13 protein-coding genes and 1 pseudogene are annotated in these 18,411 nt (G+C 56.9%); 4 read left to right on the top strand and 10 right to left on the bottom strand.

Annotated features, from left to right (window positions below; all coding sequences use genetic code 11):
* The first annotated feature begins 405 nt into the window (after positions 1 to 405).
* The 3 genes from ABC977_RS06630 (at position 406) to ABC977_RS06620 (ending at position 4,968) form a co-directional block, all read left to right on the top strand.
* A complete protein-coding gene (locus tag ABC977_RS06630; RefSeq protein ID WP_369666447.1) occupies positions 406 to 1,368 on the top strand; it encodes a sugar transferase in 963 nt (320 codons plus the stop codon).
* Positions 1,369 to 1,781: 413 nt separating this feature from the next.
* The gene (gene lhgD / locus ABC977_RS06625; RefSeq protein ID WP_369666446.1) at positions 1,782 to 3,014 is read left to right on the top strand and encodes an L-2-hydroxyglutarate dehydrogenase; all 1,233 of its coding nucleotides are present in this window, start codon (positions 1,782 to 1,784) and stop codon (positions 3,012 to 3,014) included.
* A 775-nt stretch (positions 3,015 to 3,789) separates the two neighbouring features.
* A complete protein-coding gene (locus ABC977_RS06620) occupies positions 3,790 to 4,968 on the top strand; it encodes a glycosyltransferase family 4 protein (protein ID WP_369666445.1) in 1,179 nt (392 codons plus the stop codon).
* Positions 4,969 to 5,189: 221 nt separating this feature from the next.
* Here the strand turns inward: ABC977_RS06620 and ABC977_RS06615 are convergent, their stop codons facing one another.
* The 5 genes from ABC977_RS06615 to ABC977_RS06595 all read right to left on the bottom strand — a co-directional run bounded on the left by ABC977_RS06615 (position 5,190) and on the right by ABC977_RS06595 (position 12,276).
* Positions 5,190 to 6,485, bottom strand: coding sequence for a nucleotide sugar dehydrogenase (locus tag ABC977_RS06615; protein ID WP_369666444.1), 1,296 nt, complete (start codon positions 6,483 to 6,485; stop codon positions 5,190 to 5,192).
* Between the two features lie 374 nt (positions 6,486 to 6,859).
* A complete protein-coding gene (locus ABC977_RS06610; protein ID WP_369666443.1) occupies positions 6,860 to 7,618 on the bottom strand; it encodes a hypothetical protein in 759 nt (252 codons plus the stop codon).
* Positions 7,619 to 8,799: 1,181 nt separating this feature from the next.
* Positions 8,800 to 10,032, bottom strand: a complete 1,233-nt coding sequence (locus ABC977_RS06605; protein WP_369666442.1) for a polysaccharide pyruvyl transferase family protein — start codon at positions 10,030 to 10,032, stop codon at positions 8,800 to 8,802.
* A 14-nt stretch (positions 10,033 to 10,046) separates the two neighbouring features.
* On the bottom strand, positions 10,047 to 10,706 hold the full coding sequence (locus ABC977_RS06600; RefSeq protein WP_369666441.1) for a class I SAM-dependent DNA methyltransferase: 660 nt from the start codon (positions 10,704 to 10,706) through the stop codon (positions 10,047 to 10,049).
* Positions 10,707 to 10,725: 19 nt separating this feature from the next.
* Positions 10,726 to 12,276 carry a lipopolysaccharide biosynthesis protein gene (locus tag ABC977_RS06595; protein ID WP_369666440.1) on the bottom strand — a complete coding sequence of 517 codons (1,551 nt, stop codon included), beginning with the start codon at positions 12,274 to 12,276 and terminating at the stop codon, positions 10,726 to 10,728.
* 357 nt (positions 12,277 to 12,633) lie between these two features.
* Between ABC977_RS06595 and ABC977_RS06590 the strand changes: the two are divergent.
* Positions 12,634 to 12,732: pseudogene (locus ABC977_RS06590) on the top strand (DUF4372 domain-containing protein); the annotation flags it as partial.
* A gap of 97 nt (positions 12,733 to 12,829) precedes the next feature.
* Here ABC977_RS06590 and ABC977_RS06585 read toward each other — a convergent pair.
* From ABC977_RS06585 to ABC977_RS06565, 5 genes are all read right to left on the bottom strand, one after another.
* On the bottom strand, positions 12,830 to 13,933 hold the full coding sequence (locus ABC977_RS06585) for a glycosyltransferase (RefSeq protein ID WP_369666439.1): 1,104 nt from the start codon (positions 13,931 to 13,933) through the stop codon (positions 12,830 to 12,832).
* A 252-nt stretch (positions 13,934 to 14,185) separates the two neighbouring features.
* A complete protein-coding gene (locus tag ABC977_RS06580) occupies positions 14,186 to 15,508 on the bottom strand; it encodes a glutamate-1-semialdehyde 2,1-aminomutase (RefSeq protein ID WP_369666438.1) in 1,323 nt (440 codons plus the stop codon).
* Between the two features lie 111 nt (positions 15,509 to 15,619).
* Positions 15,620 to 16,270 carry a PIG-L deacetylase family protein gene (locus ABC977_RS06575; RefSeq protein WP_369666437.1) on the bottom strand — a complete coding sequence of 217 codons (651 nt, stop codon included), beginning with the start codon at positions 16,268 to 16,270 and terminating at the stop codon, positions 15,620 to 15,622.
* 20 nt (positions 16,271 to 16,290) lie between these two features.
* Positions 16,291 to 17,067 carry a sugar phosphate nucleotidyltransferase gene (locus ABC977_RS06570; RefSeq protein WP_369666436.1) on the bottom strand — a complete coding sequence of 259 codons (777 nt, stop codon included), beginning with the start codon at positions 17,065 to 17,067 and terminating at the stop codon, positions 16,291 to 16,293.
* A gap of 5 nt (positions 17,068 to 17,072) precedes the next feature.
* On the bottom strand, positions 17,073 to 18,380 hold the full coding sequence (locus tag ABC977_RS06565; RefSeq protein ID WP_369666465.1) for a DUF4910 domain-containing protein: 1,308 nt from the start codon (positions 18,378 to 18,380) through the stop codon (positions 17,073 to 17,075).
* Positions 18,381 to 18,411: the final 31 nt, after the last annotated feature.

Here is an 18,411-nt window from a genome sequence, read left to right as displayed (position 1 = left end):
TAGACACAAAGGACATGAACCAATGAGCGGGGTAAACCAGGACATCGGACCCCTTAGCCGCGGGGCGAATGGTTCCTCCGTTTGTCATCTCCGTGCATTCACGCCGCCGACAAAAATGGTATGTGGAGAAGCGCTGTGACGCGAGCACATTTTCAGAGCCCTCTACCGAAAACGGACCGCCTAAGCCCTGAATTGAGCGGTCATGAGCGGTCGTGTCCGGACGCGCACGCGGGTGCTGATCAACCGCGAGGCCAAGCCACTGCCTCGTCCTCCGTTCATCCGACTCGCCCTCGCGTCCTGGCTTGGACGGGCAAGGCGCGCCCACGTCTATTGCCAAGAAGCGTATTTCTCGAGGCGGCAAGACGCGAGCAGCTTAAAGCGATACGAACAGACGCCAAGGTTTGCATGGTGCTCGTTTCACTCGGCGAAGGTTGGCGCACATCCCCGGAGGAACTCTTTGAATTGTCCGGAAGACTCCAGAATCATATTCGTGAGACGGATTTGCTCGGCTGGTATGCGCACAATCAGATCGCGATACTGCTAGACACTGATGAGCATGGCGCGAGGGAGTGCATTGGCCGAATCAAATCGAAAGAGAAGACCGACACCGCAGGGCATGCGCTTACGTTCCAGCTGCTGTCCTATTCTGAATCAGCTTCCTCCTTCGTTGAATCGCATCGACCCAGAGTCCCGGCGCTATTCATCGACTGTGACCCGAGAATCGCGTCAAAATCCCAGCTTATTTCTAAACGACTACTGGATCTATGCGGCTCGTTGATCGGCATCCTGCTGCTTGCCCCGGTCATGATCGCAGCTGCCCTGGCCGTTAAGCTTACGTCAAGCGGGCCGATTATTTTCCGGCAGGTTCGCCTCGGAAAAGATGGCAAACCCTTTAAGTTCCTCAAGTTTCGCTCGATGAGAGCCGACGCAGACCAAAGCCTGCATCGTAGGCACGTAAAGGCGTTGATGGCTAGAGATGAGAAGGATGAGGCGATGTGCGAAAGGAAAGCTTGGTTCAAAATAGAGGCAGACCCCCGCATTACGCCTGTTGGGCGCTTCCTTCGACAGACCAGCATCGACGAGTTACCACAGCTGTTTAACGTTTTAAGAGGCGATATGAGCCTCGTTGGTCCACGTCCGCCGATACCCTACGAGGTGGAAAGCTACAGCGCGTGGCATCTCAGGCGCATTCTCGAGGTGAAGCCGGGAATAACAGGGTTCTGGCAAGTCGAGGGCAGGGGTGCTGTTACCTTTGATGACATGGTTCGCCTCGATCTCCAATACGCACGACATTGGACTGTGCTCACTGATATTCGAATTCTACTCAAGACCGTTATCGTCGTGTTACAGCAGCGCGGGGCCGCATAAGAACGAATCCGGGTATACAGGATGTCGCCGACCACAGCATCTGTTAGCGGTTAAATCGCCGTGCGAGACAGTTCGCGGCCATGGTCTCTGCTTTCGGTCAGCAACCCGTCATTGTGGCCTCCTACTACTACGTCCCTAGCTCACCTTGGCCCAGCGCCTCGCTCTCCGGTCTGACGCGGAGCATCGCGAGGCATGCCTCGGGCGATCTTGGCCGGATCACAGGTAGAGTTCGCGTCGGCAGTAAACCAGTGCCCCACGAGCGAGGCAAAGCTAGACGCGCCAGTCGGGCGAAGAAGCACCAATGCCAAGACCTTACGGTTTATCGAGCCGAAAGGGAAATCCTGCAGACACTGCTTGTTCCCCCACTTCCGCGCCCCTAACTACGGATATCAATGGGATATCAGAGGTTTAGCTTGAAGTCGATTCAAACAGCTGATTTTTTCGTGATCGGAGGCGGCATCATCGGGGTAATGATGGCCCTTCAGGCTAAGCGCCGTCACCCAGATGCCCGTGTGGTGCTTGTTGAAAAAGAGAGGCAGCTTGCCCTGCACGCGAGCGGCCGAAATAGCGGGGTTCTGCACGCCGGCTTCTATTATTCTACGGATAGCTTGAAAGCCCGCTTTACACGCGAAGGAAACGAGCGATTGACGGCCTACTGCATTGAGCGTGGCCTACCGATCAATCGTTGCGGGAAGCTTGTCGTTGCAAATGACGACACCGAGCTGGAGACCCTTGAGAAGCTTTTTCGCCGCGGCAAGGAGAACGGAGTAGACCTCGACGAGATTAGCGCCGCGGAGGCGCGGGAGATCGAACCGCGGGCAAAGACGTTTGAGCGCGCGCTCTATTCGCCGGCAACGGCTTCAGTCGATCCAAAAGCTGTAATGGGTGCCTTGGTCAAGGATGCAGCCGCCCTTGGCGTCGAGTTTCGGGCGAATAATGCCTACGTTGGATCTCGAAATGGGAAAGTCGAAACAGCGGACGGATATTGGTCAGTAGGCTATCTAATCAACGCAGCGGGCCTCTACGCCGACCGTATCGCAAAGGATTTTGGCTTTGGGTTAGACTATGCAATTTTACCATTCAAAGGTCTATATTTATACAGCGATGAGCCAGCGTCGGCGTTTCGGACGAATATCTATCCAGTTCCCGATCTACGCAACCCTTTTCTCGGTGTTCATATCACCTTAACGGCGTCGGGTAGAATCAAGATTGGACCAACGGCTATCCCCTGCCTCTGGCGTGAACACTATTGTGGCTTGGAGAATTTTAGTTTTCGAGATCTGGCGGAGATCGTGCCCTGCGAGTTGGGCCTATGGTGGCGCAATGAGTTTGACTTTCGGCGCCTCGCACTCGAGGAGCTCAGAAAGTACTCACGCAAGCATATTATTACGCTCGCTAATCGCCTGGCCACCGGCATCGAGCCAGAGCTGTGCCGGCAATGGGGCGCTCCCGGCATCCGCGCGCAGCTATACGACACGAGAAATCGCCACCTCGTGATGGACTTCCGGTTCGAGGGTGATGACCGGTCGTTTCATGTCTTGAACGCCGTTTCACCAGCTTTTACTTGCGCTATGCCATTCACAGACTTCATGTTCGACCAAATTGATGGGCTATTGAATAAGTCAGCAGGCACACGGGACTACTGATCCTCGCGTGTGCGCGGCAAACAAGGAGATCGGCATCTGAATACCAATGTGGCTCTCCTAAGTTTGGTATCCAGCGATTTGACAGCGTTATTCTGCTTCCGGCGCCAAACTGCTGAGGCCCCGCCCTTGCGTCAGCGGGATGACGGTATCGAGACGCAATTCTTGGTCGCTTTCCTTGCGTACTCTTTGCCAGCGCGTAGCAGAGTGTGCAGCGGGTCGGCTTCCCCGATCTCTGGTTGCGAAAGAGCTCTCAGTGTAGACTCGGGCAACGCGTATCTACCTCTGTTGACTGTGATCTTGGCGGTGATCAGTCAACAGGATACGCCAACCCTGCCGGCCTACGCCGTACACCAGAAATCACCATAACTCCTTAGCAAGTCACGCTTGAGTAGCGCCTGCGCGCCCTCGCGCCGAGACTGACGCAGGGCGCCGCGTTGTGGGAAGTAGCTACAATGCATATGGTCGACGTGTATCTGCCGATCAAGGACGGACGCACAATGATCCTCGGCCGTTGCACCGAGCCAGAGAGGGATCAATAGTCGTTCCGCAGCCGGAACTGGCTGGCGCTCTGACTTTTGCGCGCGGGAGGTGCGGACAATGGTCCCTGCTCCGATCACGACGGGGTCCACGATGGACACGGCAACCACACGGGTGCCGCGGAGCCACGAGGAATGGCAGGCCCTTCTTGAGCGCAGCGGGCTGAGCACGGCGGCACAATGACGCCGCGAAATCGCCGTTTACTATAAACTGATCCTAGCCTAGAGGGTACGTCGAGATGGCCTATGTTCTGATGGCGGCCTATACGAATTACCGCCGAGACCCACGAGTAAAACGCGAAGCAGAGGCGCTCGTCGAGCAGGGCCATCGGGTCGTCTTTCTCGCGCGGCGTCAACCCGGAGAGCCAAATCGCGAGACGATCGCCGGTGTGGATGTCATCAAGACCATCGGCCTGCGGAACAAGTGCAACTCCGTGGCGGAGTACCTAGCTGATTACAGCCTATTCTTCGTGATGATCTCACTGCATCTGCTGGCGCACCCGCTTCGGTATCGCCTCGTCCACATCAACAACATGCCGGACTTCCTAGTCTTCGCTGCCTGGCTTCCGCGTCTCCTCGGTCGGCCAATAATCCACGACATCCACGATCTGATGCCGGAGCTGTATCTGGAGAAGTTCTCCTCGGGCGAGGGGCACTGGGGGGTCCGAGCACTCAAAGCCCAAGAGCGATGGGCTGGGAGATTCGCCTCGGCCGTGCTCACGGTGGAGGAGCGGCTGAGAGACATCCTGACCGGGCGCGGCATTCCCCACGAGAAGATCCATGTGCTCATGAATCTGCCAGACGAGCGGATCTTTGCTCCGCGTTCGACGCTCAGGCCAAAACCGGAAGGATCGCCCTTCGTCCTCGTTTACCACGGAACCCTCGCACGACGGCTGGGGCTCGATATTGCCATTGAGGCCGTTGCGAAGGCCAAGGAGGCGATTCCCGAAATGAAGTTTCGGATTATCGGGGCTGGTGAGGAGCGCGAGGAACTGATCCGGCTGCGTGACCGCCTGAGATTGCAGGACATTGTGACGTTCAGCGAGGGGTTCGTACCGGTGGAGCGCATACCAGCAATGGTGGAAGACGCGGATGTGGGCTTAATCCCGTTGCGCGTCTGCAGCGGCACGGACATCATGCTCCCCACCAAGCTGCTCGAATACGTCGCCATGGGTATTCCGTGCATCGTCCCGAAGACAGGCACCATTTCCCGTTACTTCGACGAGGAAATGGTGCAGTTCTTCGAGGCGGAGGACAGCGCATCCCTGGCCGACGCCATAACCGCCTTGCATCGGGATCCGGATCGGCGCTCCTGGCTTGCGGCGCAGGCGACCAAGCGGTTTGGAAAGCCTTTTCGCTGGAGCGAGCACCAGAAAGTGTATCTCAACCTAGTCGATCGTTTGATCGCTGACCAATAGTAGACCCCGTTGCTTTTCGGACGGAGCCCGGCAATTTGTCCCTAAAGCGGCCGTCCGTAATTGAATTGGACAGCGTGGGGTGCACTTCACGGCTCTTTCGCCATGAAACTCGTCGGGCGTTGGGCTGATGCTCTGAAAACCCCTATCGCTGACCTTGATGCCCGCTTGGAAGAGGTTGGCGTCGAGCTCGGCTTAGATGCGCAGACAGGGATCGATCCTCTTCATCCGCGCTCACGGCGAGAGGACCGTCCTATACCGAAATAGAGGATGCCCGCCACCTCGGCCTCCTCTTGGCTCCAGAGATTGCGACCGTCCAAAGCGACCTCGAGACCCGCCCCGTGCCAGGCGGAGAAGTCAGGATGCGCGAACTCGGGATGGGCGGTGTTCAGCACGGCGACCGCGGCGCCTTCCACCCGGCCTGGATCAAAACCCGCGGCTTTGAGCTCTTCATCGTCGTAGTGGGGGTCCTCGATGGTGACATGGGCGCCGCGTAGCGCGAGTTCGCGCCTGAGCTTATACGCGGGGCTGAAGGTGTCCACCTTGACTCCAGGGCGGAAGCCGAGGCCGAGGATATGCACCCGGTGGCCGGCGAGGGGCTTCCAGACGTGAGCGACTCGGTCGAGCTGCGTGGCCGGTTGCTCATCGTTGATCTCCCGCGCCGCCTCGGATAGGCGCTGGGTGATGCCGAGCCGGCGTGATTCGCGGGTGAGAAAGTACGGATAGACGGGCGTGCAATGCCCGCCAACACCAATTCCAGGCAGAAGGAGATTGGCCTCGCCATCGGTATTGGCCGCGGCACGGACCCGGCCAAAGTCGACACCGGCCACCTCGCAAAAGGCGGCTAGCTCATTCGCCAAGGCGATGTTGACATCCCGATAGAGCATGCCGAGCAGCTTGGTCATCTCGGCGGCCTCAATGGAACCGACGTCGTCAACGGGGGCACCGAGGTAGCGGCTATACAGCTCGACCGCCCGCGCGCGGGACGCGGTGTCCAGACCGCCGACAACCTTGGGGGTGGTCTCGAGGCGAGCCAGGACGAGATTGGCCTTGACCCGCTCCGGACTGTAGGCGACAAGGAAGTCATCGCCCGCTCGCAGTCCACTGTGCTCCTCCAACACCGGGATGAGGCATCGCCGAGTGCCTCCGACCGCCACGGTGGTCTCGTAGACCACCAGGGTACCTGGCCTCAGGCCCTGCCCAACCTCCGCCGATGCTTGCCGGAGAATGCTGAAATCGATATCACGGTCAGGGGTTAGGTGGGCAGGCACGATAACGATTACTGCGTCCGACAGGGAGACGGCATGTGCCGTATCTGTCGTCGCAGTCAGCCGCCCCGCTTCATGCAGTTCCGCCATAAGGCCTGGCAGACCAGGCTCCTCATAAGGGCTCAACCCTGTTTGGATCAGCTCAACGATCGCGGGATTGATGTCACTAACTATGACGTTAGCGCCGCGCTTTCCAAAAGCGCAAGCGAGCGGAAGTCCCATGCGGCCTCCGCCGACAACGGTGATCTTCATAGCCTGGTACTCCCAAACTGCAAAGAGACGATGATCTATTGATCGTCCTAGCAAAATTCCACACGGACCAAGGGCAACCAGTTATTCCCCTGTTCGGCCTTGCCCATGATTCTGGCCCAGGCCCGTTATCATCGTAGGGTATCGGCGCCAATACCTCTCGAGATCAGCGTTTTACCTCGCATGATCGGCGGGAAACGCGACCGATGGCCGCCATTACAGGCGAGCCCCCCCTGTTCCCTATCACTGCTTCCTCCGCCCGGGCGACGTTTGGGGCATGCGGCCTTGCTGCCCCACACAGAGGACCCCGAACCCCTCAGTGACTCCCAAGCCCCCGCCGCCGCCTTCCAGCCATCCGAGACAGATACCCCCCGTCACTACGCCCTTGGATCCAAACGCCCTTGGTTCCGTCTCTCCGGGATTTCGAAGGGCGCGTCGTCCTCGGGGGGATCAGGAGGGCGAAAAAAAAACCGAGCATAGCCATACCCCAGCGTCTCCGAAAAAACATCGCGAATCCCCGCGCTGTATCGCCACCAGTGCTGAGTATCGTACGTCTGCTCGGCCAGTGCGACAATGCCGACTTCTGTTTGATCACCGAACGCCTGCTGGTATAACAAGCGGGTTCGCCTCGCGTGGGCGCCCAAGGTTGCGACATCGACCGACTCCAAGGATTGCCCACTGTCTACAAGAAAGCGGCGCGCGACGCGAGCACCATGATGGGTACGATCACGCCGAGTAACCGGAGCGATCACCACTCGAACAGATTCCGCCGGAACGCCTTGCTTCACCACGACTGACCGCAGGTAGTCGTCATAGAACGAGCCGTCGTAGAGGTCGTCGCCATCGTACACTCCGACCACGACGAGGAGATGCGCATAGCCACCGTGGCGATACACATCGGCGACCTCCACATAGGCACGTTCTGGTATCCATCCTTCGACAATGAGGACCTGGGCACCCACGGGCTCCGTAATCGCAAGAAAAGGGTGAACCCCTCGCGCAACCATCATCGCCGCGATCAGCAGGAAAAGAGCCAGAGCTACCTTCGCCCGAAGCGTCAGAACTCGGCATTGCTTCCTAACAATCCAGCCTCGGCTGAGCCAGTCGATTACCGAACCCCGCAAACGTCCCCACATTCATGTACCCCACAGGCCCGGACGTCGCTCCGCCGGACGGCAACTCTATAAAATAGGCCAATCAGAGAACATAAGGACGCAAAGAGGTGCGCGCAGGAGCGGTGCTTCATGCGCTAGGCTCAGTGCTTTCTGAGTCGCCTGCCGACTGACTCGATCTCGACCCTTCCCAGCGTTGCCTTTGACAGCTCCAACGTCGGTCCCTCCCTACAGGCAAAACGTAATGGTCGGGCCGATTCCCGACTGCAACCTCCAGCACGTCCAACAGACAATCCGTTGTCGCAACTTCGTCGTCTCCGGCCATAAATGGGGCTCCCCACTCCAGGACAACGGTTCCGTCGCTTTCGAGATAGGGAACGCAGGTTATAATTGGGCACTTTGCGAGCTGCGCCAAACGAGCGACACCCGTCGCAAACTCACGACGCCGGTTTCCGAGGAAGGGTCTCACGTGAACGCCTCCATCAGACTTGCGCCAGGCCCAAGGCGCGTCTACATGTACGTAGACCACCGTACCGCCCCTTCTAAGCTTCTTGTAAATTGGTAGGGCTGGACTGCGGTGCTGCGGACTCACATATACAACGTCGTCTACACGGTCCAGTAAGGACGACAAAGCCCTCATCGTCACGCTATATTGCAAGCGAGCCTGCCTCTCGGCAAGGGTGCTGACTGCGGACGGGATCGGCGCCCCAACATGGATCCGTCGACCCGGAATGATCCCTGAAAAATACATGGGGGCGAACGCTGCGCGCCCGAAATGTCCGGTCGCAATGATAAATGACTTTCCTGTCGCCCGCAGCCGCGCAATACCATCGGCATTTTTCTCGATGATTGTCCACTTGACGACATCCTCCCGCCCATATAACAGACGGTTGAGTATGACGAAGTCTGCTAAGGGCCTTAACAGTCGGCGCCGGGCGAGCCCAAGGGCTTCGAGGTACCCGAGACCAAAAGCGTCTCGTGCCTCCAAAAATGCAGGCACGCCGGGACGAGGCAGCAGCAGCAATACCAAGGACACCACCTCCGCTACGGCCAGCCCCCATCGCCTTGGAAGAAGGTAGGCGGCTGGGCGCAGAATCACCGTCAGGACAACAACGCGTACGAGGCCTTCTGTAGCGTTTGCTATCTCGTTTATCACCGAACGAATCGCCATGTCTGTCCCTCCGCGTTGCGAAACCGTTATGCCCTCAGGCCCCGCAAAAAAAGCGACTCAACGGTCCGTCGTACTGTTGTTGCAGCCACCACTGGTACTCTAGCCGCTTTTGCCTAACACGGTTCTCCAGCCGACACCAATCATCCCTTACTTCGTTAAAGTGCTCGATCAAGATCCTCAACTCAAAATCTTCGATCTGCTGGCAATATTTCTCCAACCCGACATCCCGCATGAGGGCGGCATGCCTCGGGAGATACCCGAGCGAGATCATTGGCTTGTCGAGGAGCACCCCCCAGACGAGGTTGTGGAATCTTGTCGCGACCAGCATATCTGACAAGGAAATTTCTGCCAGCACCGCCTCCACCGACGTCTGCGCGGACCAGATCAGCTTCCCCTCGATGCACCCTACCAAGCTCTTGGCTCGACGAATAATGAAATCCGCCGCCACCGCATCTCCACGCTCACCCAGGATCAGCCGAACCGAGTACCCGCAACCCAGCAGCCAAACAACGAAATCAGCGATCTTATTTACGTATAAGCTAAAGGTCACCTCACCCCGCACAGGATCATTGGCCCACCCATAAAAGGCCATTACCCCAACACCGATCACCGACGGCTCTCTACTGACCCCGACGTGAAGACGGGGTGTTGGGGGCGGAAGGCTGAAGGTCAGATCGGGATATACCCTGTCCCGCCGGGTGTCAAGTCCCAGGCTCGTCATGAAATCTTTTGAGATCTGGTCCCGAAACGAACGATAGTCGGCGAGTCGCGCGGCCGCCCTCATCAACCACCGGCTCGTAGGGTGGGTGATCGGGCCGGCACCGACGCTGACAAACAACACCTTAGCCCCAGCCAGGCGCGCCGCCACACACCACCGGAATAACCCATAAGGAAGGTCACCCGGCGACACCGCGTAATCGTCCAGGATACCGGTGCCCGGAATGACCAACAGGTTCACCTCCCGCATGTAAAGGACGCACCTCACCCAGGCTCTCACGTCCCACGGGAGTCGAACAAAGACCCTATGTAGCAAGCGCATCGCAAAGCTTGAAGAGCGCCGATATTCGAGCGCCTCCCGAATCGGAATCGCGGGAACGCCATGACGGGCTTCCACAATATGCGGATACGTGCAGATTGCGGAGACCCGCACTCCCTCGCAGGTCGCCCTAAGATGGTTCAGCATCGCAACGAGGGACCCATCATTCCCGAAGTTATCGGCGCCAAAGATCCCGAAAAGCGCGATCGTGGGAGGATATGATCTGGCCACTCTCAGTGTTCCTGTTACACCGAGGTGGATCGCTGAGCGACAACGACCCGAAATTGACCCAAGCCGGCCCACTCCTTGACCCTGGTGATCCAGCGCCCTGGAAGGATCCGCTGCAGCGGGTCATTAAGCCTTCTCGCATTGATGATCTTCAAAACACCAAGCTCGCCGGCCGGCAGGACAGTGTAGGAGCGCTCAACCCTCCACCCTGAACGCCCGAGCATGGCGTGAAGCTCTTTGTTAGTTAGCCAACGCCGAAACTCACCCGCGGCCGGCGGCCTGATCCAGCAGATCCTGGAGTACACGAAGGGGTTCTCGGTTGTCAAAACGAGATGCCCTCCGGGTCTGACAAGACGCCCCATCTTCTCCAACACGGCCTCCTGGTCAGGCGTGTGCGCGATCTTGTCAACATACAGGATTAAGTCGAAGGATTGCTCCGGCGCCTCCCAAGGGAGAAACTCGCTCGCGAAGAACTTGGCGTGCGGGAAATGAGCCTGAGCCTCGGCGACCATTTCAGCGGACGGATCTATACCCAAGAAACTTGAACAGCCCTGCAACTGCCCGGCGAACCAGCCCCGCTCACAATTCACCTCGAGGACCCGCGCACCATTGAGCGGGAGGGCGCTGAGCTCTTTCATGAGCAGAGCGGCTAACTGAGAGTGCTTATGCTTGACCACGACCACGTCACTCCTCTTTCTAAACTGAACGCCCGCGGATAATCCTGAGCGCCCATGCTGGCACATACTTTTGCAGGCCAAGGCGCGCGGCAATCCGATCGTAGATTTCGTACAGCTCTGCCCTTCCTCCGGGAATGATGAACCAAGCGGCAGCGTAACTAACTACCCCCACTAACAGCCCCGCTGCCAAGGTCGCCAAGCCCGGAGTCGCGCCTGTTGTTATCTTCCATGCGACCAGAATAATCACCATGAAGACCGCAGCTGCGGCGGGCCTCGCAATGGCGATAAGAAACAAACGAACGCTTATAGGCGTCCCGTGAAAGCTCCAGTAGAGCTTGGGAATCAGAAAAACCCAGGTCGCCACAAGATGAGCCGAGGCGATTCCCACCACACCAAAAGGCAGCCCGGCCACTAGAAGCGCCACCAGCACGACCGCTGACGCAAGCCCAATCCAAAAAAGACGCCGCGATAAACCGCAGGTAACCATCACGGCACCCGCCGTAACTCCTGCGGGATATAGTGTTGCCGCGATCGCGAGGATCCGAAACACTGGAATGGCCTCCAACCACGCCGGCCCCAACAGAACCGTAACGAGTTCCTTTGAGTAGGTAGCCATGAACAGCCCGAGCGGAAAGGTCACAAAAGCGACCACGGTGAGCATGTAACGATAATAATGGCGGTACGCCTCTGCGTCGTGTTGCAGACGGCTAAGCGCCGACTCCATCACAACCCGCACCGGATAGGCTAGCTGGTTCATGGGTGCTAGCACCAGTTGATAACCTTGCCGGTAAACTCCAAGCGCGTGCGCCCCGAGTACCTTACCGACTAGCAATTGGTCGATACTCTGAGCCACCAGAAACACAAAATTAAACGCCGTGATGTCCGCTCCAAACTTCAACATCCTCCCGACACCCGAACGCAGACAGAGCCCGCCCGGTATCCAGGGAAGGAATATCCAGGCACCGACCGACAGGAAGATGCTCCGGGCGACCTCGCGGCCAACAAGTGCCCAATAACCGAAACCGTTCATCGCCATCGCGACCGCAACGATGACGCTCAACACACTCGCTGCCACCTGAATGACAGCAATCTCCCGGTACTTCATCGCGCGCCGAAGCAGCGCATAATGCTGGCTGGCGAAACCGCTCCAGAGAAATGTCAAGGCAATGGCTAGCGTGATGTGGAACAGCCTTGGATCGTCGTAAAAAAGCACCAATGGGTAGGCGAGGCCTGCTACACATCCCGCCATCAACCACCCCGCGCCGACATTCACCCAAAATAGGGTGCTCGCTTGCTCATGCGAGAGCGTCGGACTCTGAATCGCGGCGGCGGTGAGACCAAGGTCCTTAAAGCGCTCGGCGATCATTGTGACGGCTGTGACCATGGCGATAAGACCGAAGTGCTCGGGTAGGAGCAATCGCGCCAGAATCACCACAGAGGCCAACCTTATAAAGAAATCGACACCCTCACCCGCGAGGGCGTAAGCGCCGCTACGAACGGTTTTTCGCCCAAAATCACTGCCCGCGGCCGGATTACCAACTAGAAACTCGAACCGATCTCTCGCGCTCATAAATTCGGCTCGCCAGACCTGCGGAGATCCATCGCAGAACTCCCCTGATGGAGCGGCTTCAGCCGCCGCCGAGAACCCACCAACGCAATGTTATCGCGGTCGCAGCTGTGGTAGGGTTCGGCCTGTCGCAGTAGAGTCGACGATTTGCAAGTTGCGTCCACTAGACTAGCGTCCCGTTATTATGTGTGCGCTTGGCGCGGCCACATGAGGTTTGATGTTAACTGAACAGGTTTTCTGAACATCGACTCGAACCACGGGTGCTCGGTCCGCGAGCCTTCTACCCCATCCTACCCGCGGTGGAGGCGGACGCATGTTCGCTCGTAAACTGCTTTTGGCACCGGTCGCGGGCATCTTCCGCCGCCGCTGTTTCGTCAGTGCGTCGAGCCGTCTAATGGTCATCAAAAGGTCAAATCGTTCACATGCCTCGATCAGTTTCTTTGCCTGACGTTCGCCTAGCTGACGTACCGTGAGAATCTCCGCGATAACGACGCCGCCATCTCAGAAACACTGGCACGCCGATAGCGGGGCCATTTAACCACCAACTTTCCCGCCCTCACACTACCCTTGCCGCCCGCGCTGCTTCCTCCAATCTTGCAACTCTTCTCACCAGACCAGTCGGCTCCGGCAAACCGGCACGCTCAAACATTGTCAGCCACCGGTGAGCCCAGTCGTGACGACGTAGCGCCATGACCATGTTCTGTACGCTAATCGCCTCAAGTCGCCCCGTATCAGCCAGAAGATCCCTCACCACACCATAAGCGTTCCTTCCATCCGCTCGGATTTCAACGATCGAATCCTTCCAATCGAAATTACTACGGAACGCGTCCGCATCCGGAGCGCTTCCAACCAGCACTGCCCCCGCGGCCACACCCTCAAAATATCGGTAACCAATATCAGCCTGCCCGCCCGTCTGCCTCACCTGGTCGACTTTACCGGGCGCAACGATGAAAACCCGACTACGCTTGCACAAATTCGCGTACATTTGCCGATGAGAAGAGTAATCGTCCATCCTGCTTTCGCCACTATGCAGGGTATCGAAGACATAAAAGATCCCCTCTTCTTGTTCAAGCCGGAGCAGTTCCTTGTGCACTGCATCTACACGTCGCCCGACACTGTAAACGTCTATCCCTCGTGCCGCGTAATTCGAGATAGGCCGAAATTTCAGTGTGTCAACTGCCCCCACAAGCAAGTGACAAGGCCGCCCGAGCGCTTTGCTTAAGGCATGCTCCGAGCCCGGGACACCTACGAAGATATGGTCAAAGTCATCCAACCAGCGAAACCAATGCTTCACACCCGGGATTTCCCTCACCCAAAGCTCATCGATCCAACAGATCGCCGTCCCACAGCGACTCCTCCATCTCTTTATGGCATTGATCCAATGAAGGTCCCTCCAATACGGAAAAACGGCGATAAACACATCGCATGTTCCTCCAAGCTCCGCCGCACGCAGACCAACGTTCGCCTTAGCTAACGCCTCGAACCCCGGCAAATGTGCAAGCCGATGGTGAACCGAAGCTTTCCAAGCAAAGCTACTGTCCGGCACCAGATCTATTGGCTCGGCACCTGCACAACCTACAAGGATCTCCTGCGCTTCCATCATGCCGGCCCGGAAGGCCTGCCGAGCGAACGAACCAAACCACGGCGTAACCAAACGCATTTCATTCCCATCCTCGGAATAGCACTGGTGGGTCCTAGAGACACAACGAAGACCTCAGGAAGCTGCACCAACGGTCGATCCAGCCAGAACTAGGCGATTGCCGGCCCTAGATCCCAGGGACGTAAAGGATGCCAAATCCCTACCGCCGCTCGGACAAAGCCGGCGGTATTTCCGTTATGGCTTGATTGAGCGGCTTCCCCTATTATCGTGTGGTGGCTTCGCTCGCCCCAAACTCGCTGTTATAGGGCGCCATCATCCATGACGCCTGAACACTGGCATCACCGGCCGACCGACCAGGTATTTTTCCACACCATCCTCTAATGCGCGCCCGTAAACCCGAAGCGCCGCCCGGACGGCGTCGACAGTCTTGTCGATATCATCTTCCGAATGTGAGTAGCTGACAACGAAAGAAGGCGCGAGGACACCATGGCGAACAAGCTCTTGCATAAACAGCGCCCGCAACGCTTGGCTTGGACGCCCTTCTGCGTCCCTGGTCACGAACAGCAAATTGCAATCGCGACCCACCACCTCAACATGACCGTAGAGGCCGAACTCACAAACAGCCTCCACAAACCCTGCCCGCAGCCGCGCACCCCGCTCATAAAGGGTTCCCACGACCGGATGCGCCTGGTAATACTTCATCGTCGCCAATGCTGCCGCGAGTTCGTGAGCCTCTGCTCCATGGGTTGTCGACAGCAGAAAAACACGCTCCCGATCATGCTGACTGCCCCCCAGTTTCATAAGTTCACGCCGCCCACAAAGCGCAGATACGGAAAACCCATTCGCCAGAGCTTTACCGAAAGTGCTCAGGTCTGGTGTCACTTTGTAAACTCCCTGAGCGCCGCCGTTATGCCACCGAAACCCCGTGATCATCTCATCGAACACGAGGACAGCGCCGTACCGATCTGCAAGCTTTCTTACCTCTGCCAGGTATCCCTCATGGGGTTCCTCGGTGCGCGCGGCCTCCATAATGACACAAGCTATCTGCTTCGGGTGGAGAGCAAACAACGCTTCCAGGTCATCGATATCGTTGTACCGGAACTTCAGCACCAGACGCTTTGTTGCATCTGGAATGCCAGCGCTCATTTCCGTAGTTCCAATAAACCAGTCACTCGTGGAAAAAAATGGATGATCGCCACAAACCGCGATAAGATCACGACCGGTAAACGCGCGAGCTAGACGGATAGCCCCATCAACAGCGTGAGAGCCGTCCTTGCAGAACTTCACCATTTCCGCGCCTGGGACCATCTCGAGCAAGCACTCCGCGCATTCCACCTCGACCGGCGACGGACGAGTGAAATTGCTGCCCTTGGCAAGCTCCCTGATGGCGGCTTCCAATATGGGCGGGAAAGCGTGCCCAAGAGTCACTGCACGCAATCCCATGCCATATTCAATATACTCGCGCCCGTCGCAGCTCCAAACATGCGATCCCGATCCCCGCACAATAAATGGCGGCGCTATCGCAGGAAACTGGTCGTCACCCTTCGCGTACGTATGGCAACCTCCAGGAATAAGCCTCGCGGCTCGTCCCCGCAGCTCTTCGCCAGAAAGCCCAATAGTCGTATCGTACGTCATCACAATAGCTATCACATTCGCTAACCAACGAGAACCACCGCTCTTCCGAGCGTCCGTACAACTATACACCCAGAACGAAACACAGCACGGCTCATCGATACCGGAACGCCCCTACACAACGAGTTTCCGCGAATAGAAGCCTTCAGCATAATTGCTGCTCGCGTTTGCCTCCATCCCTCGCAACCTCATAATCGCAAGAAACGTCTCCTCAGAAAACCATGCTTTCCCACGCTGGGAAGGAAAGCAGTCAAGTAGGTGTCTTACCTTCTCACGACAGTACTCCGCCTTGAGCTCCACAAGAACATTCGGACTGGAAAGACCCCCATCATACTTAGGAATCTCGTATTCGAAGATCAGGTGGTCTCTGAAGCTATTCCAGGTCAACTCCGATGCGATACGATGATCTTGATGGAGATCGGAACGAAAATGCGTGAATATTAGATCTGGGGAAACCTCACCTTTCAACCAATCAAAGTAAGCCTTGATTTCCGCACCAATATAAGGAAAATAGCCGTCCCGAAACCCCGCAACGAGAATACGCGTCTCTTTTGCCCTTTGCAAAAACCGACCGGCACTTACCTCCGCCTCAGCCCGTCGCTCCTCATTCGCGGACAATACGACCCACACGACCCTCAGCTCTTTGTATTCCTCAAGAATCCGGATGATGGTCCCGCCGCATCCGATCTCTATATCGTCGCTGTGCGCACCGATACAAAGCAACTGCGTTGGCCCTTCACCAGAAAACAAGGGAACCTTGCGCACTTTTCAAATACCCTTATCGCTTAGCCTTTCCATACCATCCATGGGCACTCGCCGCGCCCCTCCATACGGTCATATGCAATCTTCTCCTTGAAGGTGTCCATCTGTTGCCAGAAGCCTCGATAGCGAAACACCCCCAATTTTCGGCGCTGAATCAACCGCTGAAACGGTTTCTCCACGAGCTCCTCGCCTTCTTGAATAAAATCAAAGACCTCCCGACGAAAGCAAAAAAAACCGCCGTTTATCCAAAAATTAGCCTCCTGCATACTGCCGAACGATGTTACGATGCCTTCCTCATCGGCGTACACGCCGTGAAAGCTCTGCGATGTCGGAACAGCAACGAAACTTGCGACCAGCTCTTGGTCGAGAAACGCTTCCACATGCTGATCAAGCGGAAGATCAGTCAGCGCATCCGCATAATTCGCCAGGAACACCTCGTCGTCTTCCAGATAGCGTCGGACGCGCGTCAAGCGTCCAGCGATGTTCGAATGCAGGCCCGTGTCCACGAACGTGATCGTCCAATCATCCAGATCCCGTGATAGCAGTTCTACCTTGGCTCCACCTTGAGTAAGCACAAAATCATTCGACATACACTCATTGAAGTTAAGAAAGTACTCTCTAATCAAGTCACCGCGATATCCCAAGCAGAGGATAAATTCATTGTGCCCAAAATGCGCGTAATAACGCATCAAGTGCCAGAGAATCGGCCGATAACCAATGTTTACGAGCGGCTTGGGAATCGTGTCGGAATGCTCTCGAAGACGCGTCCCAAGACCTCCACAGAAAAGCACGACTTTCATTTGCCTTAGCCCCCTGACTCTATAGGCCTTTCGACACCTCTGATTTCCTCTCTCTCCATAGACTCCTTCAGCAAACCCGCGCGTTCTAGAAGCCTCGCAGCACGCGCAAGCTGCGCAAAGGGCTTCCCGGAACGAGCGGCTATATCAAGTATAGAGTGCTCCCCATCCGAGAAATTCAAAACCCAAAGAAGCGCCATTTCCAGCTCTTTTCCGTCAGATTGACCCCCTAGTTCGCTGTACAGGCCTCTGCGTCCCAACTGCGGCTCGCATTTGGGATACTGATTCCGGTAACGACGGTTCGTGTCGACTACGTGCAGTATGGAAAGGTATGCCTGAAGCGAATCTTCCAAGGCGTCGGCACTCAAAAAATCCAAGTTGTCACCAGATGTGTGATATTCGAGATACCGTCCGTAAGGTGTCCGAGTAAGAGAACCAACGGCCAAATCGATACCGGGTGAACAATACTGCCTCTCGTCATATCCATACGGCGAGAAGTCCTGGACCTCGTAGGCTGCCCCGCTATGCCCGAGCACATGGAGAGCGGCTTGATCGATCTCCGCGCAGCGTTGCCGACTCTTTTTGTATGTAAGCTTGCCGCGATCCCCAACCAAAGCCACCACTAAGCCGCACTTGATCTGGCGTATGAAATCCTCATTCAACGCCAGCCAAGTAATCGCACCAATAGTGCCAGGAACGAATAAAAACCGATAAGAGTATCTCCTATCGTATCCTTCCAGTAACTGCGCTAAGGCTGTGGCCAGCGCGACACCGGACAGGTTATCGTTAGCAAGGGACGGATGGCATACGTGACAGGAAAGCAGGACCTCCTCCGTAGTCTGTCCCTTCAACAAGTACTCCCCAAACGAAAGATGCCCGTCTTCGAGCGATGAATCGATAAAAACCTCATACTCCCCTTCAACCAACTCTCGTTGCTGGTTATGGCTAAGGCAGAACCCCCAAGTCGCCTGGTAGTACGACGTTCGGTACGGTATAAGATGAGGCAACTCGGGGAGGCTGTGCAAGTGCTTCTTCAACTCTGGGAGCGACAACTTCTTATGCACGGGAACGCTGTAGCTCACAACATGCAAATTACTGTTCCGAAGTTCGATGATCTTCCTACCACTTGGGTCCTTCACCCAGGCATCCCGAATGTTCCACTCCCGAGGGATCGTCCAATCAAAAACTTTCGTACCGGTGGGAACCTCCCGAATCTGCAACGGAACTCGTTGACCGATTATCCGCAGTGTCTCCCGCACCCCATTCCCCGTGATGCTGCGACAAATGGGATAGAGTTGCCGGACGAACTCATACATCTGAAGCCCGCTGTCGGGCTCGCAGTACCAC

Origin of the sequence: Thioalkalicoccus limnaeus (genome assembly GCF_041197575.1) — a bacterium.
Taxonomy (GTDB): Bacteria; Pseudomonadota; Gammaproteobacteria; order Chromatiales; family Chromatiaceae; genus Thioalkalicoccus; species Thioalkalicoccus limnaeus.
Note: the sequence above shows the minus strand (reverse complement) of the source record. Positions and strands in the feature narration are given on the sequence as shown.

What these genes read in the sequence shown, in the direction of transcription:
- ABC977_RS06630 (WP_369666447.1), top strand. Translation starts at nt 406, where the DNA reads ATGGTGCTCGTTTCACTCGGCGAAGGTTGGCGCACATCCCCGGAGGAA.
- ABC977_RS06620 (WP_369666445.1), top strand. Translation starts at nt 3,790, where the DNA reads ATGGCCTATGTTCTGATGGCGGCCTATACGAATTACCGCCGAGACCCA.
- ABC977_RS06615 (WP_369666444.1), bottom strand. Translation starts at nt 6,485, where the DNA reads ATGAAGATCACCGTTGTCGGCGGAGGCCGCATGGGACTTCCGCTCGCT.
- ABC977_RS06610 (WP_369666443.1), bottom strand. Translation starts at nt 7,618, where the DNA reads ATGTGGGGACGTTTGCGGGGTTCGGTAATCGACTGGCTCAGCCGAGGC.
- ABC977_RS06595 (WP_369666440.1), bottom strand. Translation starts at nt 12,276, where the DNA reads ATGAGCGCGAGAGATCGGTTCGAGTTTCTAGTTGGTAATCCGGCCGCG.
- ABC977_RS06585 (WP_369666439.1), bottom strand. Translation starts at nt 13,933, where the DNA reads ATGCGTTTGGTTACGCCGTGGTTTGGTTCGTTCGCTCGGCAGGCCTTC.
- ABC977_RS06580 (WP_369666438.1), bottom strand. Translation starts at nt 15,508, where the DNA reads ATGACGTACGATACGACTATTGGGCTTTCTGGCGAAGAGCTGCGGGGA.
- ABC977_RS06570 (WP_369666436.1), bottom strand. Translation starts at nt 17,067, where the DNA reads ATGAAAGTCGTGCTTTTCTGTGGAGGTCTTGGGACGCGTCTTCGAGAG.
- ABC977_RS06565 (WP_369666465.1), bottom strand. Translation starts at nt 18,380, where the DNA reads ATGTATGAGTTCGTCCGGCAACTCTATCCCATTTGTCGCAGCATCACG.